General features: G+C 69.0%; 19 protein-coding genes. 8 read left to right on the forward strand and 11 right to left on the reverse strand.

Going from position 1 to position 21,586, the window contains the following annotated elements:
* Positions 1–103 precede the first annotated feature (103 nt).
* From ACIBF7_RS03640 to ACIBF7_RS03665, 6 genes are all read left to right on the forward strand, one after another.
* The gene (locus tag ACIBF7_RS03640) at positions 104–367 is read left to right on the forward strand and encodes an acyl-CoA thioesterase (RefSeq protein WP_397196336.1); all 264 of its coding nucleotides are present in this window, start codon (positions 104–106) and stop codon (positions 365–367) included.
* 435 nt (positions 368–802) lie between these two features.
* A complete protein-coding gene (locus ACIBF7_RS03645; RefSeq protein WP_397196337.1) occupies positions 803–1,471 on the forward strand; it encodes a Crp/Fnr family transcriptional regulator in 669 nt (222 codons plus the stop codon).
* Between the two features lie 104 nt (positions 1,472–1,575).
* Positions 1,576–2,502 (forward strand): hypothetical protein, encoded by a 927-nt coding sequence (locus tag ACIBF7_RS03650; protein WP_397196338.1) that lies wholly within the window; start codon positions 1,576–1,578, stop codon positions 2,500–2,502.
* A complete protein-coding gene (locus ACIBF7_RS03655) occupies positions 2,486–4,516 on the forward strand; it encodes a hypothetical protein (protein WP_397196339.1) in 2,031 nt (676 codons plus the stop codon). The genes ACIBF7_RS03650 and ACIBF7_RS03655 overlap by 17 nt, the downstream gene beginning before the upstream one ends.
* A complete protein-coding gene (locus ACIBF7_RS03660) occupies positions 4,513–5,637 on the forward strand; it encodes a hypothetical protein (protein WP_397196340.1) in 1,125 nt (374 codons plus the stop codon). Before ACIBF7_RS03655 ends, ACIBF7_RS03660 begins: the two co-directional genes overlap by 4 nt.
* A gap of 112 nt (positions 5,638–5,749) precedes the next feature.
* On the forward strand, positions 5,750–6,952 hold the full coding sequence (locus ACIBF7_RS03665; protein ID WP_397196341.1) for a DUF4407 domain-containing protein: 1,203 nt from the start codon (positions 5,750–5,752) through the stop codon (positions 6,950–6,952).
* 98 nt (positions 6,953–7,050) lie between these two features.
* Here ACIBF7_RS03665 and ACIBF7_RS03670 read toward each other — a convergent pair whose 3' ends face one another.
* The 4 genes from ACIBF7_RS03670 to ACIBF7_RS03685 all read right to left on the reverse strand — a co-directional run bounded on the left by ACIBF7_RS03670 (position 7,051) and on the right by ACIBF7_RS03685 (position 12,240).
* Positions 7,051–8,247: a CU044_5270 family protein gene (locus tag ACIBF7_RS03670; RefSeq protein ID WP_397196342.1), complete on the reverse strand. Its 1,197-nt coding sequence runs from the start codon at positions 8,245–8,247 to the stop codon at positions 7,051–7,053.
* A 17-nt stretch (positions 8,248–8,264) separates the two neighbouring features.
* Positions 8,265–8,816: an RNA polymerase sigma factor gene (locus ACIBF7_RS03675; RefSeq protein WP_397196343.1), complete on the reverse strand. Its 552-nt coding sequence runs from the start codon at positions 8,814–8,816 to the stop codon at positions 8,265–8,267.
* A gap of 64 nt (positions 8,817–8,880) precedes the next feature.
* The gene (locus ACIBF7_RS03680; RefSeq protein ID WP_397196344.1) at positions 8,881–10,233 is read right to left on the reverse strand and encodes a hypothetical protein; all 1,353 of its coding nucleotides are present in this window, start codon (positions 10,231–10,233) and stop codon (positions 8,881–8,883) included.
* Positions 10,234–10,311: 78 nt separating this feature from the next.
* Positions 10,312–12,240, reverse strand: coding sequence for a protein kinase (locus tag ACIBF7_RS03685; protein ID WP_397196345.1), 1,929 nt, complete (start codon positions 12,238–12,240; stop codon positions 10,312–10,314).
* A 107-nt stretch (positions 12,241–12,347) separates the two neighbouring features.
* Here ACIBF7_RS03685 and ACIBF7_RS03690 point away from each other — a divergent pair, with 107 nt between their 5' ends.
* Positions 12,348–13,172 carry an FHA domain-containing protein gene (locus ACIBF7_RS03690; protein ID WP_397196346.1) on the forward strand — a complete coding sequence of 275 codons (825 nt, stop codon included), beginning with the start codon at positions 12,348–12,350 and terminating at the stop codon, positions 13,170–13,172.
* A 42-nt stretch (positions 13,173–13,214) separates the two neighbouring features.
* The gene (locus ACIBF7_RS03695) at positions 13,215–13,592 is read left to right on the forward strand and encodes a hypothetical protein (protein WP_397196347.1); all 378 of its coding nucleotides are present in this window, start codon (positions 13,215–13,217) and stop codon (positions 13,590–13,592) included.
* Between the two features lie 21 nt (positions 13,593–13,613).
* Here ACIBF7_RS03695 and ACIBF7_RS03700 read toward each other — a convergent pair whose 3' ends face one another.
* The 7 genes from ACIBF7_RS03700 to ACIBF7_RS03730 are packed head-to-tail and all read right to left on the reverse strand — an operon-like array spanning position 13,614 to position 21,505.
* Complete coding sequence (locus ACIBF7_RS03700) at positions 13,614–14,621, reverse strand: 3-oxoacyl-ACP synthase (protein WP_397196348.1); 1,008 nt, start codon at positions 14,619–14,621, stop codon at positions 13,614–13,616.
* Positions 14,618–15,673 carry a branched-chain amino acid ABC transporter permease gene (locus ACIBF7_RS03705; RefSeq protein WP_397196349.1) on the reverse strand — a complete coding sequence of 352 codons (1,056 nt, stop codon included), beginning with the start codon at positions 15,671–15,673 and terminating at the stop codon, positions 14,618–14,620. Before ACIBF7_RS03705 ends, ACIBF7_RS03700 begins: the two co-directional genes overlap by 4 nt.
* A complete protein-coding gene (locus tag ACIBF7_RS03710; protein ID WP_148035711.1) occupies positions 15,670–16,536 on the reverse strand; it encodes a branched-chain amino acid ABC transporter permease in 867 nt (288 codons plus the stop codon). Before ACIBF7_RS03710 ends, ACIBF7_RS03705 begins: the two co-directional genes overlap by 4 nt.
* Before the next feature lie 37 nt (positions 16,537–16,573).
* A complete protein-coding gene (locus ACIBF7_RS03715) occupies positions 16,574–17,287 on the reverse strand; it encodes an ABC transporter ATP-binding protein (RefSeq protein WP_148035712.1) in 714 nt (237 codons plus the stop codon).
* Positions 17,284–18,087, reverse strand: a complete 804-nt coding sequence (locus ACIBF7_RS03720) for an ABC transporter ATP-binding protein (RefSeq protein WP_397196350.1) — start codon at positions 18,085–18,087, stop codon at positions 17,284–17,286. Before ACIBF7_RS03720 ends, ACIBF7_RS03715 begins: the two co-directional genes overlap by 4 nt.
* 4 nt (positions 18,088–18,091) lie before the next feature.
* The gene (locus ACIBF7_RS03725; RefSeq protein WP_397196351.1) at positions 18,092–19,252 is read right to left on the reverse strand and encodes a substrate-binding domain-containing protein; all 1,161 of its coding nucleotides are present in this window, start codon (positions 19,250–19,252) and stop codon (positions 18,092–18,094) included.
* A 24-nt stretch (positions 19,253–19,276) separates the two neighbouring features.
* Positions 19,277–21,505 (reverse strand): AMP-binding protein, encoded by a 2,229-nt coding sequence (locus ACIBF7_RS03730; RefSeq protein WP_397196352.1) that lies wholly within the window; start codon positions 21,503–21,505, stop codon positions 19,277–19,279.
* Positions 21,506–21,586 lie beyond the last annotated feature (81 nt).

The raw sequence follows: 21,586 nt of genomic DNA on the forward strand, positions 1-21,586 counted from the left end.
GGTGTGGTGGCCTTCCACGAGACCGACGCGTCCGGGCTGTACCACTACGCGAACGCCCTCAAGTGGGCCGAGAACGGAGCACGCCCTCTACAGATCGATCGGCTTGCCGGTCACCAGGTTCCCGCGCCGGGCCGTCAGCGCGAGCTTCGAACGGCCGCTCGCGGACGGTGACGAGTACATCGTCGAACTCGAGGTCGAGAAGCTGGGGAACACCTCGATCACCTACGCGTGGAGGGTTCTCAAGGCGGAGCTCGTCGACTCGGACGGAGCGCACACGGTCATCCACGTCGACGGCTCCGGAGAACCCACTCCGCTGCCCGACGCGCTTCGCGCGGTGCTGGACGACCTCGTGAACGACACGGCCTGATGCCGGCGAGGTAGGTCGGCGCCCACGATCGGGGGACCGGGAAGTAGTCCTCGACGTAGCCACGGCTGATCTTGACGTCCAGCGGGTTCAGCGCCGTTCCGGCGATCCTTACCAGCAGTCGCCGGGCCGGATCCGTACGAGAAGGCTGAACTCACGCTGGTGATGGTGGCGTCACCACGTCGAGGGACGCTCCTGCCCGGCAGCCCTCGACCATCGGGCAGTCGGGAAATACCAGGCCATTTGCCAGAACAATGACTTAAACCTCTTTTCGGGACCAGGCGGACCAAATGCCCCATAGTACATATTCGGTGGCGTAATCGAAGCTGACACCTGGGCATTTCAGGGGTAGCTTATAAAGCTCTCCATCAATGATCCCAAGGCGCATAACTAGTGTTAAACGATCACCTCCTGACCAGGTGGCCCATCGGCACCCTTATGGACAGACTTAGTCCAGAAGACCAGAAGGAACTTCTGGCTCTCGCGCCTTCATCCCCCAAAGGGCCCGGCGAGCCGCTCATCTACCAAGGGGATCGGGAGAGAACCGAGGTCTATCTCCTGCGGTCCGTTCCAGGTCAGCGGCCCACGGCGTGCGTGAAGGTGACGGCCTACCTGGAATCGGGCGGGGCGGCCATGCTCGGCATCCGCGTCAGCGGCGACGTGGTCGGCGAACTGGCGACTCTGCGCAGGCAGCCGAGGGCGGCCATGGTGATCACGTGCAGCCCGGTGCTGGTGCACGTCATCCGCGCACAGGTGTTCACCGACTTTCTCGATCGCCGGCCGGCGGCATGGAACGCACTGGCCAGAATGATCGCTGACCGGCTCGACTGGGCCAACCGGAGACGGACCGACTTCGCTCAGTTCAGCGTACCGGTACGGGTCGCGAACGTGCTCGTGGAACTCGCCGGTCGGCACGGAATCGACCAGGCCGGCGGAAAGCGGGATCTAGGAGTCGATCTCACCCATGAGGAGATCGCCAATCTCGTCGGGGCCAGAAAGGACGCCGTCTTCAAAGCCGTCCGACGTTTCAAGGATCTTGGCCTGATCGATCCCGGCCATCGCCGGAAGATCGTCATCGACCCGATCGGGCTAGCCGATTTCCGGTGAAACGTACTGGTACGTCTTCGGGCGATGTGATCTTCGCAAGAATCTATCCCCAACGATCTTCCGGCCACTTCGGCCGATCTTTCTCGCAACCACAAGGTGACGTGATGCTCGATTCTGATTTCAGCCGCCGCTTGGTCGTGGCGGTCGATGCGGAGGGATACGGCCGCGGTGATGACCTACGGCACGACTCGATCCAGTCGGGCCTGGCCCAGGTCATGGACCGTGGCGCACGTGAGGCGGGACTGCGCCGCGAGACATGGGCCCGCCAGGAAGCCGGTGACGGCGAGGTCATCATCCTTCCCGAAGGGGAGCCCGAACTCCGGGTCATCGATGACCTGATCCGCCGCGTTCGCAAGGCGCTCCGCGACCACAACCGCGACCGCCGAGACGACGCCCGCCTCCGGATACGCGTCTCCATCGGCCACGGCGTCGTCAAGCGGGGCGCGATGGGCTTCGTCGGCCAGGTCGTGGTGACCATCTGCCGCCTGCTCGACGCCAGGGCCGCCCGTGCCGCCCTGAAGGCGAACCCTCGCGCCGACCTGGTACTCATCCTCACCGATCGGCTCTATGAGGACGTCGTCCGACAGCTGCACACCTCGTATCGACCGGAGTCCTTCACCCGGCTGGAAGTGCCGACCAAGGAACGCACCGAGATCGCCTGGATGTGGATTCCCTCGGAAGATTTGGATCAGAAAGGAAGCCTCGACATGGACAACCTTCCCGCGGTCGCCGACACCCTGTGGGCTCTGATCGCCGGTGGAGCCCTCGAACGGCTCGGCGCCTACGGCACCGAGACCGGGCTCGGCGGCGCGCGGAGACTGCTCGCGAGAATCAAGGAGTTCCGGTCCAAGCATGGCCGGCCAGCCGATCCGGAGTCGCGCGACGACCTGCTGGAGTCCCTGGAGAAGCTGGTGCGCGTCGACGCCGTGGCGAAGCAGTTCGCGCAGCAGTTCACCGCCGAGCAGATGACCGTCAACGTGATCACGGCTCCCGTTTCCGGCGAGGAGATCAACTTTGGCATCCGAAACTGACTCGCCGGGCGAGGGGGTTCTGGTCGGCGATGAAGCCACGCCGGTCGAACTGGCTGATCAGGCCGAGGCGGCGAACGAGAGTTTCGCGCAGGTCTCCCAGGTGCAGACCGTCATCAACCACATCCACGGCAACATCGCGGGAGCCTCGTTCGGTATCTCGGGTTCCCGCACCAAGTCCCGCCGCACGTCCGGACCCGTGCCCGCGTACGAGATGGCGGAGGCACGCACCCGCTACGTGCGTCACGCCTGCTTTGAGGAGGCCGCCGAGCAGCTGGGAAGCCGCAACCTGGTGGCCTTGATCGGCAATGCGGGCACCGGCCGCCGCACGGCGGCGCTCAACCTGCTCCATGACGTCGTCGGGCAGCGGCGCGAGGTGGTGGAGCTGAGCCCGGCTTACACGCTGGAGAAGCTGGCCACCCGCGAGTACCGGACGGCTCACGGCTACCTGCTGTGTGACTGGCCGAAGGACGACGTCGACGGGAGCATCGCCGGCTTCCACGTACGGGAGATCAGGCGCCGGGTGCGCGATGCGGGGGCCTACCTGGTGATCACGGGAACGGCCACCTCGCTGCCCGAAGGAGACCGGATCCACTGGCTGCCGCCGCCGGCCCGCGACGTCCTGCTGGCTCACCAGGTGGCGCCCGAGGTCGCTGACGAGGCGGCCGCCCGGATCACCGCCGACCATGCCATGACCGACGTGGTGACGCTGGCACGCGATCTGGCCTCGGGGGTTCCGTTGGACGACGCGCTCGGCAGACTGGAGTCCGCCGGGCGGCGCGACGTGGTCGCCTGGTTCGCCGTCCCGCGTACTCGAGGCGAGCTCTTCGAGATGGCCGCCATGGCTTTCACCGCCGGCCTCCCGGAGACCGTCTTCGAGTCGCTGCTCGCCCGGCTAGAGTCCATCGCCGGCATCGGCGCGGAGAAAGCCGATGCCGTCTCGGCGGACGATCCGATGCCGAGCCGCCGCCTGCTCCGGGTAGCCGAGGGCTCGCTTTTCAGTCTGTCGCCGGAACGCCGGCTGGAGTTCAAGGTCGAGGGTCACCGCACCCATGTGATGCGGGAGCTGTACCAGCAGCACGGCATGCGGTTGTGGGACCCGGTCACCGAGTGGCTCCATGAGTGCGCCGCTCTCCGCGACCCGGTCGCGCAGGCCGAGATCGCCAGAGGCGTGGCGATTCTGGCCTCCGTCTCGGACTATTCGTACGTCGAGAGCACCTTTCTCACCCCGTGGGCCCGTGGACGCGGTGTCATGCGCAGCCAGGCCACCGCCGCGATGGCCGTCTCCTGGCTGTGCCTGGACGAGACGACCCGCCCGGAGGTTCTGCGTACGGTCAGCTCGTGGACGAGGGCGTCCGCCGCCAGACCCAAGTTCACCGCCACCCTCGCCTGGTCCGGTGAGCTGGGCATCCGGTACCCGCTGGAGGCACTACGGATGCTCTGGCTGCAGATCCGAGACAGCGAGAAGCCTGTCCGGCATGCGGAGATCGCTCTCGCCCACCTGTTCGCGGCGCTGACCGAGGCCACCGGCAACGCCCTCCCGATGCTCGACTGGCTGGCGCGCCAGATCAGCAACGACAAACGGATCGGCCGTACGGTCGACCCGCTGATTCGGGCGATCTTGAACGTCCTGTCCGCTCGGGCGGACGGCGCCGGGGTCCCGACCGTAACCGCTCACCTGCGCAGCCGCCCTGAATCGGCTGTTCCCCTCGCCAAACTCTGGTCCGCGGTGCTGGTCAAGCGCCCTCACCGCAGGGATGCACTGGCCGCTCTGTACGACGCGGTCTGCGCCTTCGACAAGCACGACGACGCCGACCGCGACCTCGTCCATGCTCTGTTCGCCGCGCTCGTGGAGACGCTCCCCGCCAAGGAACGGCCGCTGCTCGCCCATGACCTGCGGCGTTACGCCATCGCCCGCAACACCGACGAGAACCGGATGGAGATTCTCCTGTCGCTGCTCAGGGTCTTCCTGAGCCCGGCCGTACTGTCTCTCGACACCGTAGGAAAACGTCCATGAACTATCCCGTGATCACGCAGGTCTCCCTGGATCCTGTCGCCAGGCTCCGGTTCCTGAGCAAGCCTCGCCGGCCGATCTCCAGCCTGCCCCGCCAGCTCCCTCATCAGCGGCTCGTCTTCGAGTACGACGGCACGTTCGTGCTGGGAGATCGGCGGTTACGCGGGGACGAACCGCACGTGCTGCACGGCGCCAGCGTCAGCGTCGTCGACGTGGCCAAGGACCACCCGGTGACGGTCCGCGTGCCGATCAACTCCGCCGGCGCCCACGACTTCATGGTAGCGGTGCAGTTCCGCTGCACGGTCGACGAACCCATCGAGGTGGTGCGCGCCGGCCTGACCGACGTCACCGAGCACCTGCTCACCTACATCCGGGCCTACCCCAAGCTCTTCGAGCTCGGCAGGAGCTTCGAGCCGCACGATGTCCACAGGTTGTGGACGGTGGTGCACGCCCAGGTGAAGGCCTACGCGACGGTGGTGCCGTGCGTGCTGACCGGCATGTCGGCCGAGTTCGCAGGCCTCGACGTGTACGCCCCCGATGAGATCGCCCAGGGCCGGCGGCGCTACGAGACCAGCCTGCACAACATCCGGGGCGCCCACGGTCTCCGCGACGTCAAGCGCAAGCTCGACCGGGACTTCGAACTCGACGAGCAGGATTACCTGCACGTCAAGAGCCAGAGCACCAACGACTTCACCCGCCAGCAGGCGACCCTCGATCGCGACCAGCAGATAGCGGAGGCCACGAAGATCAGGGACTTCCTGAACAGTGGTCCCCATGCCGCCGAGGGTCTGCACGTCACCGTTCCCGGTCTCAGCGGCCAGCAGGTCGCCGACCGTTACGCCGTCCTGGGCGACCGGGCGTACAGTGCCGTCGAGCGTGAGGCCCAGCGCGAGCACGAGTTGCAGGTCGTCCAGGCGCGCGCCCGGGCGGAGGTCGTCCGGGCGGCGATCGCCCAGGGCCTGTTCAACGAGACGACCGGCAGGGAGCTGCTCGCCACCTTCGACGACGTCGAGCCGGAAGCGGAGGTGAAGGACCTCGAAGAACCCGCCTACCAGGCCCGTGCCGAGGTGACGGCGGGCGAGACCGACGACGACTTCTTCATGGAGGAGGACGTCCGTGGTTGACATCCTCCACAGACCCAAGGCAGCCGAACCGCGCCCCCGGCGCCGGGCACGGCTCACTCCCGGAGCGTTCCTGCGCCGGTTCACCGGGGTCGACGAGAAGATCCTCGCGAGTGTGCCGCAGGAACGTTCCCGCTATACCAGTCTCGGCGGGGTGGTGGTCAGCACCGCGCTGATCGCGGGCACCTCCATGCTGGGCGCGCTGACGCTGATCTCGCAGGTGTCCCTGCTGTACCTGGTGCCGATGGCAGTGGTGTGGGGATTGATCATCGCCAACGTCGACCGGTTCCTGATCACCAGTCTGCACGGCGACAATGACGGCTGGTCCCGCTGGGGCAACGTACTGATCCGGCTCGCCCTGGCCGTCGTCATCGGTGTCTTCATCGCCGAGCCGCTGACTCTGAAGATCTTCCAGGAGCGGCTGGACCGGCAGATCATGGAGCAGCGCGCCGACGAGATCAGCCTGGTGGAGAGCCGGTACATGCAGTGCAACCCCGCCGAAGGGCCGACACCTCCGAACGTCGATTGCACCGAGTATCACCTCAGCCTCGGCGACACGACATTCGCCGTGGAAGGCAACCTGGCGCAGAGGAAGAGCGACCTGAAGACCGCAGAAGATCAACTGGCGGAGGACATCCGACGGCGCGAGGATCTGGAGGGATCTCGCGAGCGGGAGTGCAGCGGCGTCAAGGTGGCGAACCGAACCACGGGCCTGGCGGGCAACGGTCCCCAATGCAAGGTCCGGACGCACGATCTCAACACCTTTCTCGCCAACCATGACATCCCCAAGCAGCGGGCGAACGTCGCGGCGCTGAAGAAGGAGGTCGGCTCTCTAGCGGCAGATCTGAAAGGCGTCCAGGCGGAACGCACGGCGACCTTGGATAGGAAGATCGATGAGAAGGTCGAGGCGACGAAGCAGGCCTACGCCGACATCGGCCTGCTGGACCGGTGGGAGGCTCTCGGCACGGTCGCCGGCCAGAGCGGCATGGTCAACTTCGCCCACTGGTTGCTGCGCGTCATCTTCGTCCTGCTCGACTGCATGCCGATCATCTCGAAGATGCTGAACGGCAAGACCGAGTACGACCGCCTTCTCACCCAGGAGTTGCGCGCGGGCTCAGCCTGTCACGAGGCCGAACTGAACTTCACCACCCGGCAGACGACCGGGGACTACGAGATCAGGCTCCGCGAGGAGGATCGCCGTCTGAAAGCCGAACGCGGCCGGATCGACCGTAATCAGCGCGTGGACGAAGCGTCCAGGGACGACGAGATCGACCGTCTCGCCCGTACCTTCATGACCTCGATGCCCGAGCGGCGATGACGAGTCCGTCGTCCGTCAACATCGCCACCACGGCGATACTCCTGATGCGCCGCTTCACTTGGAAGGTCGCTTCGACGGCCGGCCCCCGCCACGGCCGGCTAGCGTTGCGGGCGCCGGCCCAGCTTGTCGGTCCAGCCGAACTCCTCGAAGGTCACGCGGACCGTGTCCTCGTCCTTCTCGGCCACCGAGTACTCCAGCAGCTCCGCCGTGTCCTCGTCGACGACGAGCTGGAACTCGTACCCGTCGTCACTCTCGACCGCCAGGCCGACCCCCGCGCGCCCGGTGGCGTCCGCGACCTCGCCATGGGAGGTGATGCCGGGCTGGTCGGCGAGGATACGGAAGATGGCCGCCCGGGTGCCGGGAGTGGTCGGGGCGGTCATCAGGTCGACGGTGGTCTGCCACAGGTAGAGGTCGAACTCCTTGTGGGGGTCCGGCAGTTTCGCGAACTGGGCGCGCAGGCGGCCGGCCAGCGCCTTCTTCGACGTGGGCAGGTCGCCGACGTTCTGCATGGTGATGTCCATGTTGGGGATCGACAGGGGCCGCGGAAGGTTGTCGTCGACGCTCTTGGGCTTGTCCTCCGCCAGTTTCGGCGAGCCCTCCTCCTTCCACTTGGCCTCGTCCTGCGGTGAGGGGAAGACGACCTCGCGGTCGCTGCTCTTCACGCGGTGGGTGCCGCCGATCCGCTTCGGCCGCCACCGTTCCTCGGACTCGACGATGTACGCCCGGTACGAGGGCCCGTCGGGCTGGATGCTCTTGCGCAGTTTCTCCAGCTTCTTGTTGTACTTCTCGTTGATCGCCACCAGCTCGTCGTCCTCGGCGCCGGTCCTGTCGACCTCCGCCTGTTCCTGGAGCTGGAGCTTCCGCGCCTCGGTCCAGAACTCCTCCGGCAGGTGGGAGGTGGGATGGGTCGTACGCTGTCGCACGTACCAGTAGTCGCCGGACGCGGCGGGCTCGCGCAGCGCGGTGGCCGCGGCGGCGAGCAGGAAGGATCGGGCGTCGATCCGGGTGGCCGGCGACGCCCCCGTGCCGCCGGTCGTGCTCTCCGGGGGGCTCGAAACCGCGACCGGCGGGGTGTTGCCGGACAGCACGCCGGTGGAGACGACGACCGCTCCGGCGGCGACCGCGGCGACCGCGCCGGTGGCCAGGAGGAACAGAGGGCGTCTCGGCGCGGGTGCCGGGTTCCGGGTGCTGCTGAACGTTCGGGCGAGGTCCTCGCGGCGGCGCCGCCGGTAGCTCGCCTCGGCGAGTTCGTCCAGCTCGTCGGGCCTGAGCCGGGCGAACATACGGTCGGTCATGTCTTCCCCCACGGGTGTCAGCTCTCCTCGGCGAAGTGGCCGCGCGTCTGTCGCATCGGCCGTCGCGCGGCTCCCATTTCCTGGCGCAGCCTGCTGTCGAGCCGCTTGCGCGCCCGGTGCAGCCGGACGTTGAACGCTCGCGCCGAGCAGCCCATGACCGTCGCGGCCTGGTCGGGCGTCAGGCCGTACCAGGTGGCCAGGATCATCGCCTCCACGTCCTTCTCGGGAAGGGCGCGCAAGGCGGAGATGGCCTGCTCCCGGTCCACCACGTGCTCGGCGACGTCCCAGGCGACGTGCTCCTGCTCACTGGTCAGCTTGGCGATCCGCTCGACCAGGTCCTCGCGCCGGTACCGTACGTCACGCTGCTTGGCGAGTTTGTTGCGGGCGACGCCGAGCAGCCACGGCAGCACCTGCTCGGGCAACTCGTCGAGCCGCCGCCAGGCCACGAGGAACGTCTCGCTGCACACGTCCTCGGCCACGCCCTGTTCGACGCGGAGCAGCACATAGCCCAGCACGTTCCGGTAGTACCGGTCGTACAGCATGGTGAATCGTTCTTCGGGATCGTCCACACCCAGTAGTCCCGCCGGCCGCCGCTCGATTACCGCCGGGCCCGGACTTGTTCCAGCCGCCTGATCATTCGCTCGTGGAGATGTCGAGAACGGCGCCGTCCGGGGTGTGCGCCTTGACGCGGAACTCGGTGGTCTTCCCGCCGGTCACGCCGAAACGCCCGGTGCCTCCCGCGCCGATGACCATGTAGCCGGTATCCCGGACGATCGACAGTCCGTTGTCCGCGGCCGAGAGCAGGTATCTTCCGCCGTTGACCGAGACCACGACCGGCTTGGACACCTTGATCTGGCACTTGCCGTCCCGGCAGGCGGCGAGGTCTCCGCCGTCCTCGGCGGACGGCAGAGGAGTGGCGCCGGGTTCACCGGACGAGGTCAGCGGCTCGCACTGAGGAGCCAGATCGTAAGAGGCGAGGAGTTCCGGATGACCGGCGACCAGATCGGGCAGGTCCGCCGCGGACTCCAGCCCGGCCGTCGCCCTGGACACCTGCCTGACCTGCTTCTTCAGCTGACCGACGGGGAGCTGCATCAGGAAGAACCGGTCACCTTCGGGTAGTTTCGCGCGCGCTTTCTTGACTCTGGAGGCCAGGCTCGCGCGGTACTCGTCCACGGCCGGGATGCCGGTGGCGGGGACTTCGGCGAGCGCGTCCCGCGTCCGGTCCAGACGCGTCCCGGCGGAGGAGATGTACTCCGCCAATCGTGACCCGAGGAACGGGGCGAATCGCGGATCCCCTGTCAGCGGATCGTCGAACGGATCCGCCCGCAGGGACGCCATGGAATCCCTGATGGGGCACATTCTGGCGGCCCAGCCGACCAGCGCCCGGGTCGGCGCGGAGACGTTCGCCTTCGACGGGGTGGACGGCGTCAACGGTGTGCAACCTGGCGCGAGGTCATGGGAGACGGCCAACGCCTGATCGCTCTTGACCACCTGAGTGAGAATGGTCGCTTGCGGGGGGATCGCGCCCACCGCCGCGGCCAGCCGCTCGGCCGTGGACAGCTTCTTCTTGTCCGCGGCCTTCGTGATCGCGTCGATGTCCTCGGGCAGTTGCCCCTGTATCTCCTTGAGCACTTTCAGCAGCCGCGCGGATTCCGCGTCCGCCGCACCGTTGCCTGACGGGGACATGGACTCGACCGCCTGGATCGCGCCGCCGACCGTGGAGCTCACGCTGCTGAGGTACCAATCGGCCTCGAAGACCTCCATGTCCTCCTCGTGTCCCTCCCGTAACGGGCCGTCCACCTGCTGGGTGGTGAGGCACATCGTCTCCGCCCAGCCGACCAGCGCCCGGGCCGGCTCAGGCGAAGGACGAGGCGAAGGCGGAGGAGAGGAGGGCGCCGCCGCTGGAGGACCACCGGCGCCGCACCCCACGCTGACGATCAGTCCTGTCCCGAGCGCCAGCACCGTGCGCCGGCGTCTCCGTGGCACCACGCTCATCATGTCCGCCCTTCCGCTCGGAAGGATGAGCCTATGCAGGCTCCTTCGGGAGGGGTCCCGGCGTGTGTTTCACGAACCGGTGGGGTTGATCGTGAAGAACGGGGCGAGCTCGGCCTCGTCCGGGGACTCCAGCAGCCTTCGCAGCAGTTTGCCGTCGAAAGCCACCACGCGCACCTCGTCATGGGCGCCGTTGTCGTTCTCCCAGCAGTAGAGATGCGACTCGTCGTACCAGCCGAGCACCTTGTCGCAGTCAGAGGAGAACCTGTGCGCCTGCTTGCCGGTGGCGGCGTCCCAGAGGCAGTGATCGCTTTCGTCGTCGCCCGGGCAGTCGGTCACGAACACCCTGCCCGAGGGCGAGAAGAGGTCGACGGTTCCGGAGGCCAGCGGCCCCACGCCCGGCAGGTCGCGCGTAGGTTTGCCGGCGGCGTCGAAGAAGCGCAACCCCTCGTCCTCGCCGTAGACGATGACGACGCCCTGATCGGCGCCGTCCCAGCCGAAGTCGCTGTCACGGATCGAGTCGTCGGCCACGTCGACCACCCGGACCTTGCTCTGGGCCACGTCGTTCCCGGCCACGTCGACGATGGCGAAGCCCAGGGTGGTCCAGACGTCCTTGCCCTGCTTCCTGTTGAGGTTCAGGAGGACCTTCGAACTGTCCTTCGACCAGGCGCGGATGCTGGTGTCCAACGGTTTCCGTACGGTTTTGACCCGGAAACTGGAGCCCGCCTGCCGATCGGTGATGAGGATCGAGTCGTACCCGTCCGAGGTGTAGTCGTCCGGCCTTCCCACGAGATAGCGGCCGTCGGGGGACACCCGCGACTCCAGGTTGCCCGGATACTTGTCGAACTTCCCTCGCAGCGACTGCCTGGCATAGTTGACGTCGTCGTCGAGTTTCTTGTCGTAGGCCTCGTACGACGTCAGCGTGATCGGGTCGGACGGGCTCTCGTTGAGCGTGATCGGCCCGCCCGGCAGCGTGGTCGGCGAGGGCGCAGCCGTGGACTCCGCCGCGGTCGGTGGGGGTGTGGGCGTGCCCGTCCGCAGCGGGCCGAGCAGCACTGTCGCGGCCACCACGGCGGCCGCGGCGACCAGAGCCGCGGCGGCGACGACGAACGGCCTGCGCGACGTCCTGCCACCGTCAGTGGGCGGAGCGCCGTCCGGAGCGGCCTGCCTGGTTCCCTCCACGAGCGGGTCGGCGCCGAGCTCCGGATTGCGCAGCAGGCGCGTGATCACGTCCATGGCCGTCGGCCGGCGCTCCGGCTCCTTGGCCAGGCACTGCCGCACCAGCTCGCCCAGCCGTTCGTCGAGCGCGCCCAGATCGGGCTCCCCCGTGAGCACGCGGTTCATCACGGCGTGCGTCCCGTCGTTGCCGAACGGCGCTCGCCCGCAGGACGCGAAGACGATCGTGCCGGCCCAGGAGAACAGGTCGGCCGCCGATCCGATTCCGAGCCCCCTGATCTGCTCGGGAGCCATGTACGCGGGGGTCCCGATCTGCGTGCTGCTCGTCATGGTGGCCGGGCCGAGCGTGCGCGCGATGCCGAAGTCGATCACGCGGGGGCCGTCGGCGCCCATGATGACGTTGCCGGGTTTGAAATCCCGGTGCACCACGCCGGCATCGTGGATCGCGGCGAGCGCGGTGGCGGTGCCGATGGCCAGCCGCTCCAGGTCACCGCCGGAGAGCGGGCCGTCCTCCCTGACGATCCGCTCCAGCGAGCGGCCCTCGACGTACTCGCTGACGATGTACGGCCGGCCCTGCTCGACACCGGTGCTGAGCACAGCCGCGGTGCAGAACGTCGCCACCCGCCGGGAGAGCGTCGCCTCCTGCATGAAGCGCGCCATGCTCTCCTCGTCAGACGGGTGCAGCCATTTGACGGCCACGCGCGCGTTCATCGGAGTCATGGCGAGGTAGACGACACCCTGTCCGCCTTGGCCCAGCCTGCCGAGGAGTTTGAGACCGCCTAACTCCTCGGGGTCGCCGGAAGTCAGCGGCATGTAATCAACCATGTGGTAATTGTGATCCTTCGGAGTGGATCTACCATAGCCTTACCGAGCGGCGAATGTACCCGAACTTCCCTCTGTCAGGTCTGCCGGGCTCGTGAAAGGTTAGCGGCATGGCATCGGCGAAACACGGCCCCCGCAGCAAGGTGGACCTCTTGCCGGAGGAGTCCGTCTCCGGCGGACTTCCGGCGGACGTGCCGGGCAGCCTGTACGTCCGGGGGACCAACGGCGGGATCCGCGTCGCGCCGGACGCCGGGTTCGACGTGGTGTTCGGGCGCTGCGAGCCGGATGTCCACGTCTGTGTCGGCCTGGACGACCCGTACGTCAGCCGGCAGCACGGATTCATCACCTACGAGAACGCGCGATGGGTCCTGTGCAACCTCGGCAACCTGCCCATCCGCCTTCCGGGCGGGCGGCTGGTGCTCACCGGACACCGCGCACCGCTGCCGGTGGCCCACACACCGCTGTTCATCGTCGCCCCCCGGCAGGAGCACCTGTTCGAAACACGGATCGTCATGGCATCGCACCCGGCGACGCGGGTCCCCCAGGAGGCCGACACCCGCGACCCGAACGGGTGGCCACTCAGCACCGCCGAGCGCCTGGTCCTGGTCTGCCTGGGCCAGCGGTATCTCCGGCCCGAGCCCTGGCCCCAGCCGTTGACCTGGGCCGAGGTCGCCGACGAGCTCGGCCGCCTCCGCCCCGCCGACAAGTGGACCGCGAAGCGGGCCGCCCACATCGTCACCCAGACCCGTAAGCGGCTCAGCGCCAAGGTGCCCGGGCTGCTGGAGGAGGAGGAGATCCCGCCGCCGCTGGGCAACACGCTCAACCACAACCTGATCATGGCGCTGCTGGTCTCCGCCACGATCGGCCCCTCCGACCTCCGGCTCCTCGACGAACCGGCCGGCCCGCCTCCTGGCACGGTCGATCCCATCCCGTGAAGCCCGGGACCCCTCCCGGACGGCGGCCTGTAGGAACAGACCATGAAACGGTTCTCCATCACCGCCATCGCCCTCGCGTGCGCACTCGCCGTGGCGCCGGCCCTCGCCGCGCAGCCGGCCGACGCCGCGGCCAAGCCGAACCTGCGGAGCTGCTACGACGGGAAGTGCAAATTCACCTTCACCAAGCCGGTGAGCTTCCGGGTCTCCGCCAAGTACGGCTCCCGTAAGATCCGCGTCTCCAAGGTGGACGCGGAAACGGTCGCCGTTCAGACGACCTCCGTACGCCGGGTCAACGGCCGGGTGTTGATGACCGGCGGCGGCGTCAACCTCGGGGAAGGCGGCCGGGGATCGGTCGGCGGCCTTTCGTTCCGCGTGCTGTCGGTCACCGACCGAGGGGCGACGATCCGCTTCACCGGTTGACGGCGACCGGCCCTCGGACGGTCAGGCGTTCCAGCGCAGCGCGGTGGCGGCCCAGGTGTAGCCGGTGCCGGCGGCCAGCAGCAACACGATGTCGTCCGGGTTGAGCCTGCCCGTGCGCGCCGCGCGGTCCAGGGCGAGGAGCGGGTCCACGCCGCTCATGTGTCCGGTGTCGTCCAGGTAGAGGGCGCGGTCGGCGGGCAGTCCCAGGGCGGCGAGCAGGCCGTCGTGCATCGAGCGTTTCATGTGCAGGACGCACAGCTGGGCGACGTCGTGCAGGCCGAGCCCGGATCGTTTGAGCGCCCCTTCGGCCACCCGCACGAAGTTGGGCAGCGAGACCCGGTCCAGGCCCTCTTTCATCGAGGCCGGGTCGGACACGTCGATCAGGTGCCGGCCGTTCCTGACCGTCTGCTCGCTGGCGGGCTCGACGCTGCCCCCGGCGGGGACCCGTACCTGGTGGGAGAAGGAACCGTCGGTGATCATCTCGCTTTCGAGCAGTTCGGCGACGCCGCCGTCACGGGTGAGCAGCGCCGCGGCGGCGCCGTCCCCGAAGGTGAAGGCGAAGCGGGAGCGGTTGTTGGTGTAGTCGAGCAGGTACGACTCCCGGCTGGCCGCGACCGCGAGCACCCGCCTGAGGTGCGGCTCGGCGACCATCAGGTCCCGGCAGACCCGGAAGGCCACCGGGGTGCCGCAGGAGACGTAGTCGAGCTCAAGGGCGAAGGCGCGGTGCGTGCCGAGCAGGTGGGCGATCCGCGGCGCGGCCTGCCATACGGCGTGGTCCTTCCAGGTCGAGCCGAAGTAGACGACCGCGTCCACGTCGGCGGGGTCGGTCCCGGTCTCGGCCAGCACCTGGGCGCCCGCCTTCGCCGCCATGTCGGTGACGTGTTCGCCGGGTGGCGCGATGTGCTTGCCGCTCAGCCCGAACCGCTCGACGATCACGTCCTCCGGTATCCCGCTCAGGGCCGAGATCTCGGTCGCGGTCATCCGGTGGCGTGGCAGGTAACTCGCGGTTCCGGCGATGCGCACGGTCACGCTTCTCCTCGGGACTCGGTACGGCGGACCAGGGAGACGATGCCTCCGGGCAGGAACATGATCAGAGCGACGAAGAGCACGCCGAGGACGAACATCGGCTCGCTGAGCGGCCCGCTGACCGTGGTCGACAGATCTCCCAGCCGGTGGCTCAGGTAGGTGTAGACGAGGCCGCCGATGAGCGCGCCGGACAACCGGCCGGATCCGCCGAGCACGACCATGACCAGCAGCCCGAGCGTGAAGGTGGAGTCGGTCACCTCCGCGTGGGCGCCGCCGACGATCAGCGCGTAGACCATGCCGCCCAGGGTCGCCAGGAACGACGACAGGGTGAAGGCCATCAGCTTGAACGCGTAGGAGCGCAGGCCCAGCACGGTGACGCGGGTCTCGTTGTCGCGGATCGCCCGCCACACCCGGCCCGGTCGGGAGGCCAGCGCCCAGCGCACCACCACGACGGTCAGCACCAGCAGCGCCAGCGCCAGCCAGTAGCGGTACTTGGCGTTGACCACGCCGACCAGCACGTCGGGCAGTTGCTCGTACGGGAGCGCGAGGCCCAGTTCGCCGCCCGTCACCCGGAACGGGTCCCGCACCACGAAGATCGCTCCGGCCTGGGCGAAGGCCAGGGTCGCCATGGTGAAGGCGGTGCCGCCGACCCTCAGGACGACGGCGCCGAGCACCAGCGGCACGGCCACGCCGAGCACCACCACGTAGCCGAGGGCGCCGCCGAGGCCGAGGCCGGTGTTGGTCAACACCACCGCGGTGGTGTACATGCCGATCGCGACGTACAGCCCGTGGCCGAAGGAGAGCAGGCCGGTGAAGCCGAACAGCAGGTCGTAGGTGATCGCGATGGCGGCCATCACGCACATCAGGGACAGCAGGTGCAGCACGCCGGGGCTGGCGAGCGTCCCGTCGAAGAGCAGGGGGATCTGGACGTCGAGGGCGGGCAGCGCGGCCATCAGCAGGAGCAGTGCCAGCGAGACCGGTCTGACCCACGGGCGCGGGCCACCCAGGATGCGCGCCGTGGCCACCGCCCCGGGGCGGGTCATCTGGTCGGTCATGTGGCGACCCTTCCGAGCAGGCCCTGGGGGCGGATGAGGAGGATGGCGGCGAGCATGAGGACGACGATCAGGTCACCGGCGCCGACCAGGCCGTAGAAGTTGGCGTACTGCTGGAGCAGGCCGACCAGGACGGCGGCCAAGGCGGAGCCGCGGAACGAGCCGAGACCGCCGATGATCACCACGATGAACGCGTAGATCAGCAGGCTGATGCCCTGCTCCGGCGAGACCGCGTTGTTGATGGCCCCGGTGAGCGCGCCGGCGAGGGCGGCGAGCGCTCCGCCGATGGCGAAGACCAGGGTGAACGCCCGGCGTACGTCGATGCCGAGCGCGGTCACCATGGCCCGGTTCTCCACCCCGGCCCGGATGATCAGCCCGTACCGGGTCCTGGCCAGGAAGGCCGACATCGCCAGGTACACGGCCACGGCCACGAGGATCAGCAGGAACCGGTTGTTGGGGATCGGGGCGCCGAAGATCTCGGTCACCTCGTTCATCCAGGCCGGCGTCGCGATCGGGTGGGCGTCGGATCCGAAGACCGACCGGATCAGCGCGGTGATCGCCAGCAGCAGTCCGACGGTCAGCAGCACCTGCGGCACGTGCGATCCGTACAGCCGTCGCAGCAGCGTCGTCTCCATCAGCGCCGCCAGCGCGGTGCAGACCACGATCGCGGCCAGCACGCCGAGGGTGAAGCTTCCGGTGGCGTCCACGACGAGCCACGCGGCGTAGCCGCCCATGGTGAGGAACGCGCCGTGCGCGAAGTTCAGCACGTCCATGAGCCCGTAGATCAGCGACAGCCCGGACGCGACGAGGAAGTAGAGCGCCGCCAGGCCGAGCCCGGTGATCGTCAAGAGGATGAAGGTGCTCATGCCCGCGCTCCGGTACGGCAGGCGGCCCGGCGGCCGGTCATCGTGCCACCCCCACTCCGAGGTAGTCGCGTGTTCGTTCGTCGTCGTTGAGCAGCCGGCCCACGTCGCCGGTCCAGACGACGCGGCCCTGGTCGAGGATCACCGCGTCCCTGGCCAGGCGGCGGACCAGGTTCAGGTTCTGCTCGACCAGCACGACGGTGACCAGGGTGGCGACGCGCGTGAGGGCGTCGGCCAGGTGGGTCACCAGGTGCGGGGCCAGGCCCTGGCTGGGTTCGTCGATCAGCAGGAGGCGGTTGTCGTTGAGCAGGGCGCGGGCCAGGGCCAGCATCTGCTGCTCGCCGCCGGACATCGTCCCGGCCCGCTGGCGCAGCCGTTCACGGAGCCGCGGGAAGAGCTCGTAGACCAGGTCGTAGTGGTGCGGGCCGCCGGGACGCTCGGCCAGGCGCAGGTTCTCCTGCACGGTGAGGCCGGCGAAGACGTCCCGGTTCTCCGGCACGTAGCCGACTCCCAGCCGGACCACCTCGTGGGTGTGCAGGCGGGAGATGTCCCTGCCCTCCAGCAGGATCTCGCCCCGGCGCTGGACCAGCCCGAGCAGACCGCGCAGGGTGGTCGTCTTGCCGACGCCGTTGCGGCCGAGCAACGCCGTGACGCCACCCGAGCGGACCTCGAACGACACGCCCTGGAGCACGTGCGACTCGCCGAGATGGACGTCGAGGCCGGAGACGGAGAGGATCGTGTCCGGCGTGCTCAAAGCGCCTCCCCGAGATAGGCCGACTGCACGACCTGGTCGGCCATCACGTTGTCGGGCGTGTCACAGGCGAGCAGGGTGCCGTGGTGCATCACGGCCATCCGGTCCGCCAGGGCGATCGCGACGTCCATCCGGTGCTCGACGAGCACGATGGTGGTGCCGTGGGTGTCGCGCACCTGCCTGATCACTTCGGTCAGTTCCGGCACGTCCTCGGCGCTCATGCCGGCCGTCGGCTCGTCGAGGATCAGTACGGCGGGATTGCCGACGATGGCGAGGGCCACCTCCAGCTTGCGTTTGCCGCCGTGGGACAGGGCCGCGGCCGGGTCGTCGGCGTGATCGGCGATGCCGACTGTCCGCAGAGCCGCGCGGGCCTGGTCGAGGGCGGGGTCGGTACGGCGGACGCGCCGCCACAGGGCGAGGCTCCCGCCGAGGTGTGCCTGCGCGGCCAGCCGTACGTTCTCCAGTACGGTCAGCGACGGGAACAGGCTGGTGATCTGGAAGCTTCTGGCCAGGCCGAGCCGCGCCCGGCGGAAGACCGGTTCGTCCGTGATGTCCCGGCCCTGCAGGTGGATGCGCCCGCTGGTCGGCCGGCGCAGGCCGGTGAGCATGTTGAAGAGGGTCGTCTTGCCGGCGCCGTTCGGCCCCAGCACGGCCATGATCTCGCCGCGCCGCACCGACAGGGAGACGTCGCTGAGGATCTGGACCCCGCCGATCGCGACGCCGAGCTCCCGGGTCTCGAGAATGGGCTGCCCGTCAGGGAGCGCGGTCCCGGGCCGCGCTCCCCTCGTCTTATCGGTGTTCACCGGGCTAGCGCTTGATCGGGGTGGTGGGCGGGGCCGCCTGGTCCGGCTGGAGCGTTCCGGTGAGCTGCGGCACGTCTCCGGACAGGGTGGCCTGGAACATCGGCTGGAGCAGCGCGTGGTCCTCGGCGCGGACGGTCATCTCACCCTTGGGCCCGAGGAACGTCCAGCCTTCGAGACCGCTGATCATCTTGTCGACGTCGTCACCCTGCTCGATGGCGCGTACCAGCATCTGGGCGGCGGTGAACCCGTCGGTGTGGAAGATGTCCGGCTTCTTGCCGAGCGTGGTCGCCATGGCCTTGGCGGGCTCGTTGTCGGTGGCCTCGGCGAAGTAGTGGGCCAAGAAATTGATCTTGTCTCCGGCGGGGCCGAAGGAGCTGAACGTGGCACGGTCCGCCAGGCCCGTCACCACCTTGGTGTGCTGGAAGACGTCCTGCTGGGCGAGGGTCTGCCACATGTTGGCCGCGGTGTCACCGGCCCAGGCGACGAAGAGCAGGTCGGGCTCGGCGTCCACGATCTGCCGGGCGAACGGGGTGAAGTCGGCGGTCTTCAGCGGCACCAGCACCGGGGTGACGGTCGCGCCGCCCGCCTCGCCGAGCACGGCCTGCACGGCGGCCACGTTGGCCTGGCCGAAGGCGTAGTCCTGGGCGAAGACGACGACCTTCTTGCCCTGCACGCCGTCCACCACCGCCTCGGCCACCCGCACGTCCTGCCAGGTCTGGCGGCCGGAGCGGAAGGTGTAGGCGTTGATGCCGGTGACGGTGTCGGCGGCGGCCGCGCCGCTGATGTAGAGGACCTTGTTCTGCGCGGCCAGCGGGGCGAGCTGCATGGCCACGCCGGAGGAGACCGTACCCGCGAGGATCTTGTAGCCCTTGCCGATCAGGTCGGTGGCGACGGCGGTGGCCTTGGCCGGATCGCTGGCGTCGTCGTGGTAGGTCACCTCGACGGTCGTGTCACCGACCTTGCCGGTGCCCTTGGTGGCATAGTCCAACCCGGCCTTGAATCCCTCGGTGAACTGCTGGCCGTAGCCGGCGACCAGCCCGCTGGTGGAGGTCACGAGCCCGACCTTCACCGCCCCTTCCGCCGGGCCGGCGCCCGAGGTGGCGCCTCCGCAGGCCGTGAGGCCGAGGACGAGTAACGCGGCTACCGCGATGCCGGATCGCTTCATGGAGATCTCCTCTTCAAGGGGGGGTTAGAGGGCGAACTGGCGGGCCATGACGAGCGCCTCGCCCTGGCACACCACGCGCGTTCCGATCGTCGCGACGGTGCGCAGATCGACCAGCGCCTTCTCCGGACGGACGGCGCTGATGGTCACTTCGGCTCGCAGGGAGTCGCCCGGCCTGGCGTGGCCGTCGAAGCGCAGCTCCTGCTTGAGATACATGGTTCCGTTGCCCGGCAGGTCGGTGCCGAGCAGCGCGGAGAACAACCCCGCGACCAACGGCTCGGGCACAGTGTCGTCGGCGGTGTCTTCGCTCAGGCTCCGGTATCCGGCGAGGTCCTCCTCGGTGAAGGTCCGCTCCAGGTGGGCGCGGCGCCCGACCGCCCGGTCCCACCAGCTGCCCGAGTTCCGGACCGTTCCCGCCGGCGCGGGCGGGACCTCCGGCGCGGAAGATCGCTTCCCGATGGTCGAGACGGCCTCGCACACGGTCGTGCCGTCGGCCCGGGTCACGGTGAGGTCCAGCTCGTCGGCCGACGCGCGCGCGGTGACCGTGACCCGTTCCCCGGCCCGCGTCGGCGCGGGGAACGTCAGGCGCTGCGTGAGCAGTTCGGCCCGGGGGTGGTGGCGGCGCACGGCGGTGCGGATCAGGGCGAACAGGAGCATTCCGTGGGCGACGGTGCCGCCGAACCGGGTCGTCGCGGCGTAGCCGGGGTCCACGTGGAGGGGATTGTCGTCCCCGGTCAGCGCGGCGAACCGGTCGAAGTCCCGCTGGCCGACGGTGAACGTCTCGCTCCAGGTGACGACCCGCAGCCGGTCCTTGAGTATCTTCCCGGCGGCGTTGCGCGGCAGGGCCTCGACCACCTCGACGTACGCGGGCACCTTGTAGCCGGCCAGCCGTTCGCGGCAGAACGCGCGCACCTCCTCGGGCTCGATCTCCGCTCCCTGCCTGAGGACGAGGTGGGCCTTGCCGGTCTCGCCCCAGCGCGCGTCCGGCACGCCCACCACGGCGGCCTCCGCCACCGCGGGATGGTCGAACAGCACGCGCTCGACCTCGGCCGGGTAGACGTTCTCGCCGCCCGAGATGTACATGTCCTTGACCCGGTCGACGATCGTGTAATAGCCGTCCGCGTCGCGCCGGGCGACATCGCCCGAGCGCAGCCAGCCGTCCTCGGTGAAGGCGGCGGCCGTGACCTCGGGCTGGTTCCAGTAGCCGGGGGTGATGCCCGGGCCGCGGATCAGCAGCTCACCCTCGTCCGCGGCGTGGCCGTGCTGGTCGATCAGCTTCACCTCGGCGAACAGCTGCGGTTTGCCCACCGAGCCCGCCTTGGACAGGGCGTGGGCCTCGTCGATGAGGAACAGGGTGGGGCCGGTCTCGGTCATGCCCATGCCCTGCCGTACCACGATGCCCAGGCCGGCGAGCTCGCGGAGCAGCGGCACCGGCAGGGCCGCGCCCCCGCAGGCCCAGGACCGCACGCCGGACAGGTCGGCGGCGGCGAAGTCCGGGTGGTCGCGCAGGAGCTGGTACATGGTGGGCACGCCGAAGAAGGCGGTGCCGCGCTCGGCCAGCAGCCGCAGCGCGAGCGCCGGGTCGAACTCGTGCTGCACGATCGCGGCGCCGCCGGCCAGCAGCGTGGGCAGCGTGTAGAGGTTGATGCCGCCGGTGTGGAAGGTCGGCAGCACGTTCAGCGTGGTGTCGGCCGAGGTCAGGCCGATGGCGGTGCCGATGTTGAGATGGTTGGCCACGGCCATGCCGAAGGTCTGGATGACGCCCTTGGGACGGCCGGTGGTGCCGGAGGTGTAGAGCAGGTACCACGGATCGTGCTCGTCGTTCCAGGACCGCCCGGACAGCGGCTCCACGTCGGCGAGGGCCCGCTCGTACGAGGCGCCGAGCCGTACGGCCTTGGCGTCGAGCCGCTCGGCCGCCTCCGCACGGGCGTCGTCGCAGAGCACCACGGCGGCACCGCAGTCGTCCAGGATGCCGGCCAGCTCGGGCACCGACAGCCGCCAGTTCAGCGGGACCAGCAGCGCGCCGATCCGCCCGCAGGCGATCAGCAGCTCGATCACCTCGACCCGGTTGCCGCTCAGCACGGCCACCCGGTCGCCGGGCCGCACGCCGAGCCCGTCACGCAGGTGCCGAGCCATCCGGCCGGCGCGGTCAGAGGCCGTGGCGTAGTCGAACTCACGCCCGCTGAGCGTGTCGACCAGCGCGGTCGCGCCGGGGCTCAGCTCGGCGCGGGCGCCGAGCACATCGGGCACTTTCACATCCGCTCCCTCGTGAATCGCATCGCTCAGCTCGCGGAGAGAACCTCCGGCCCTCTCAACATGAGACGTGATTCACGTACA

The sequence above is a fragment of the Nonomuraea sp. NPDC050478 genome, from assembly GCF_044458265.1.
In the GTDB taxonomy this organism is placed as follows: domain Bacteria; phylum Actinomycetota; class Actinomycetes; order Streptosporangiales; family Streptosporangiaceae; genus Nonomuraea; species Nonomuraea ferruginea.

Coding starts and splice junctions, on each gene's coding strand:
- ACIBF7_RS03645 (WP_397196337.1), top strand. CDS start 803: ATGGACAGACTTAGTCCAGAAGACCAGAAGGAACTTCTGGCTCTCGCG.
- ACIBF7_RS03650 (WP_397196338.1), top strand. CDS start 1,576: ATGCTCGATTCTGATTTCAGCCGCCGCTTGGTCGTGGCGGTCGATGCG.
- ACIBF7_RS03660 (WP_397196340.1), top strand. CDS start 4,513: ATGAACTATCCCGTGATCACGCAGGTCTCCCTGGATCCTGTCGCCAGG.
- ACIBF7_RS03670 (WP_397196342.1), bottom strand. CDS start 8,247: ATGACCGACCGTATGTTCGCCCGGCTCAGGCCCGACGAGCTGGACGAA.
- ACIBF7_RS03685 (WP_397196345.1), bottom strand. CDS start 12,240: ATGGTTGATTACATGCCGCTGACTTCCGGCGACCCCGAGGAGTTAGGC.
- ACIBF7_RS03690 (WP_397196346.1), top strand. CDS start 12,348: ATGGCATCGGCGAAACACGGCCCCCGCAGCAAGGTGGACCTCTTGCCG.
- ACIBF7_RS03695 (WP_397196347.1), top strand. CDS start 13,215: ATGAAACGGTTCTCCATCACCGCCATCGCCCTCGCGTGCGCACTCGCC.
- ACIBF7_RS03705 (WP_397196349.1), bottom strand. CDS start 15,673: ATGACCGACCAGATGACCCGCCCCGGGGCGGTGGCCACGGCGCGCATC.
- ACIBF7_RS03710 (WP_148035711.1), bottom strand. CDS start 16,536: ATGAGCACCTTCATCCTCTTGACGATCACCGGGCTCGGCCTGGCGGCG.
- ACIBF7_RS03725 (WP_397196351.1), bottom strand. CDS start 19,252: ATGAAGCGATCCGGCATCGCGGTAGCCGCGTTACTCGTCCTCGGCCTC.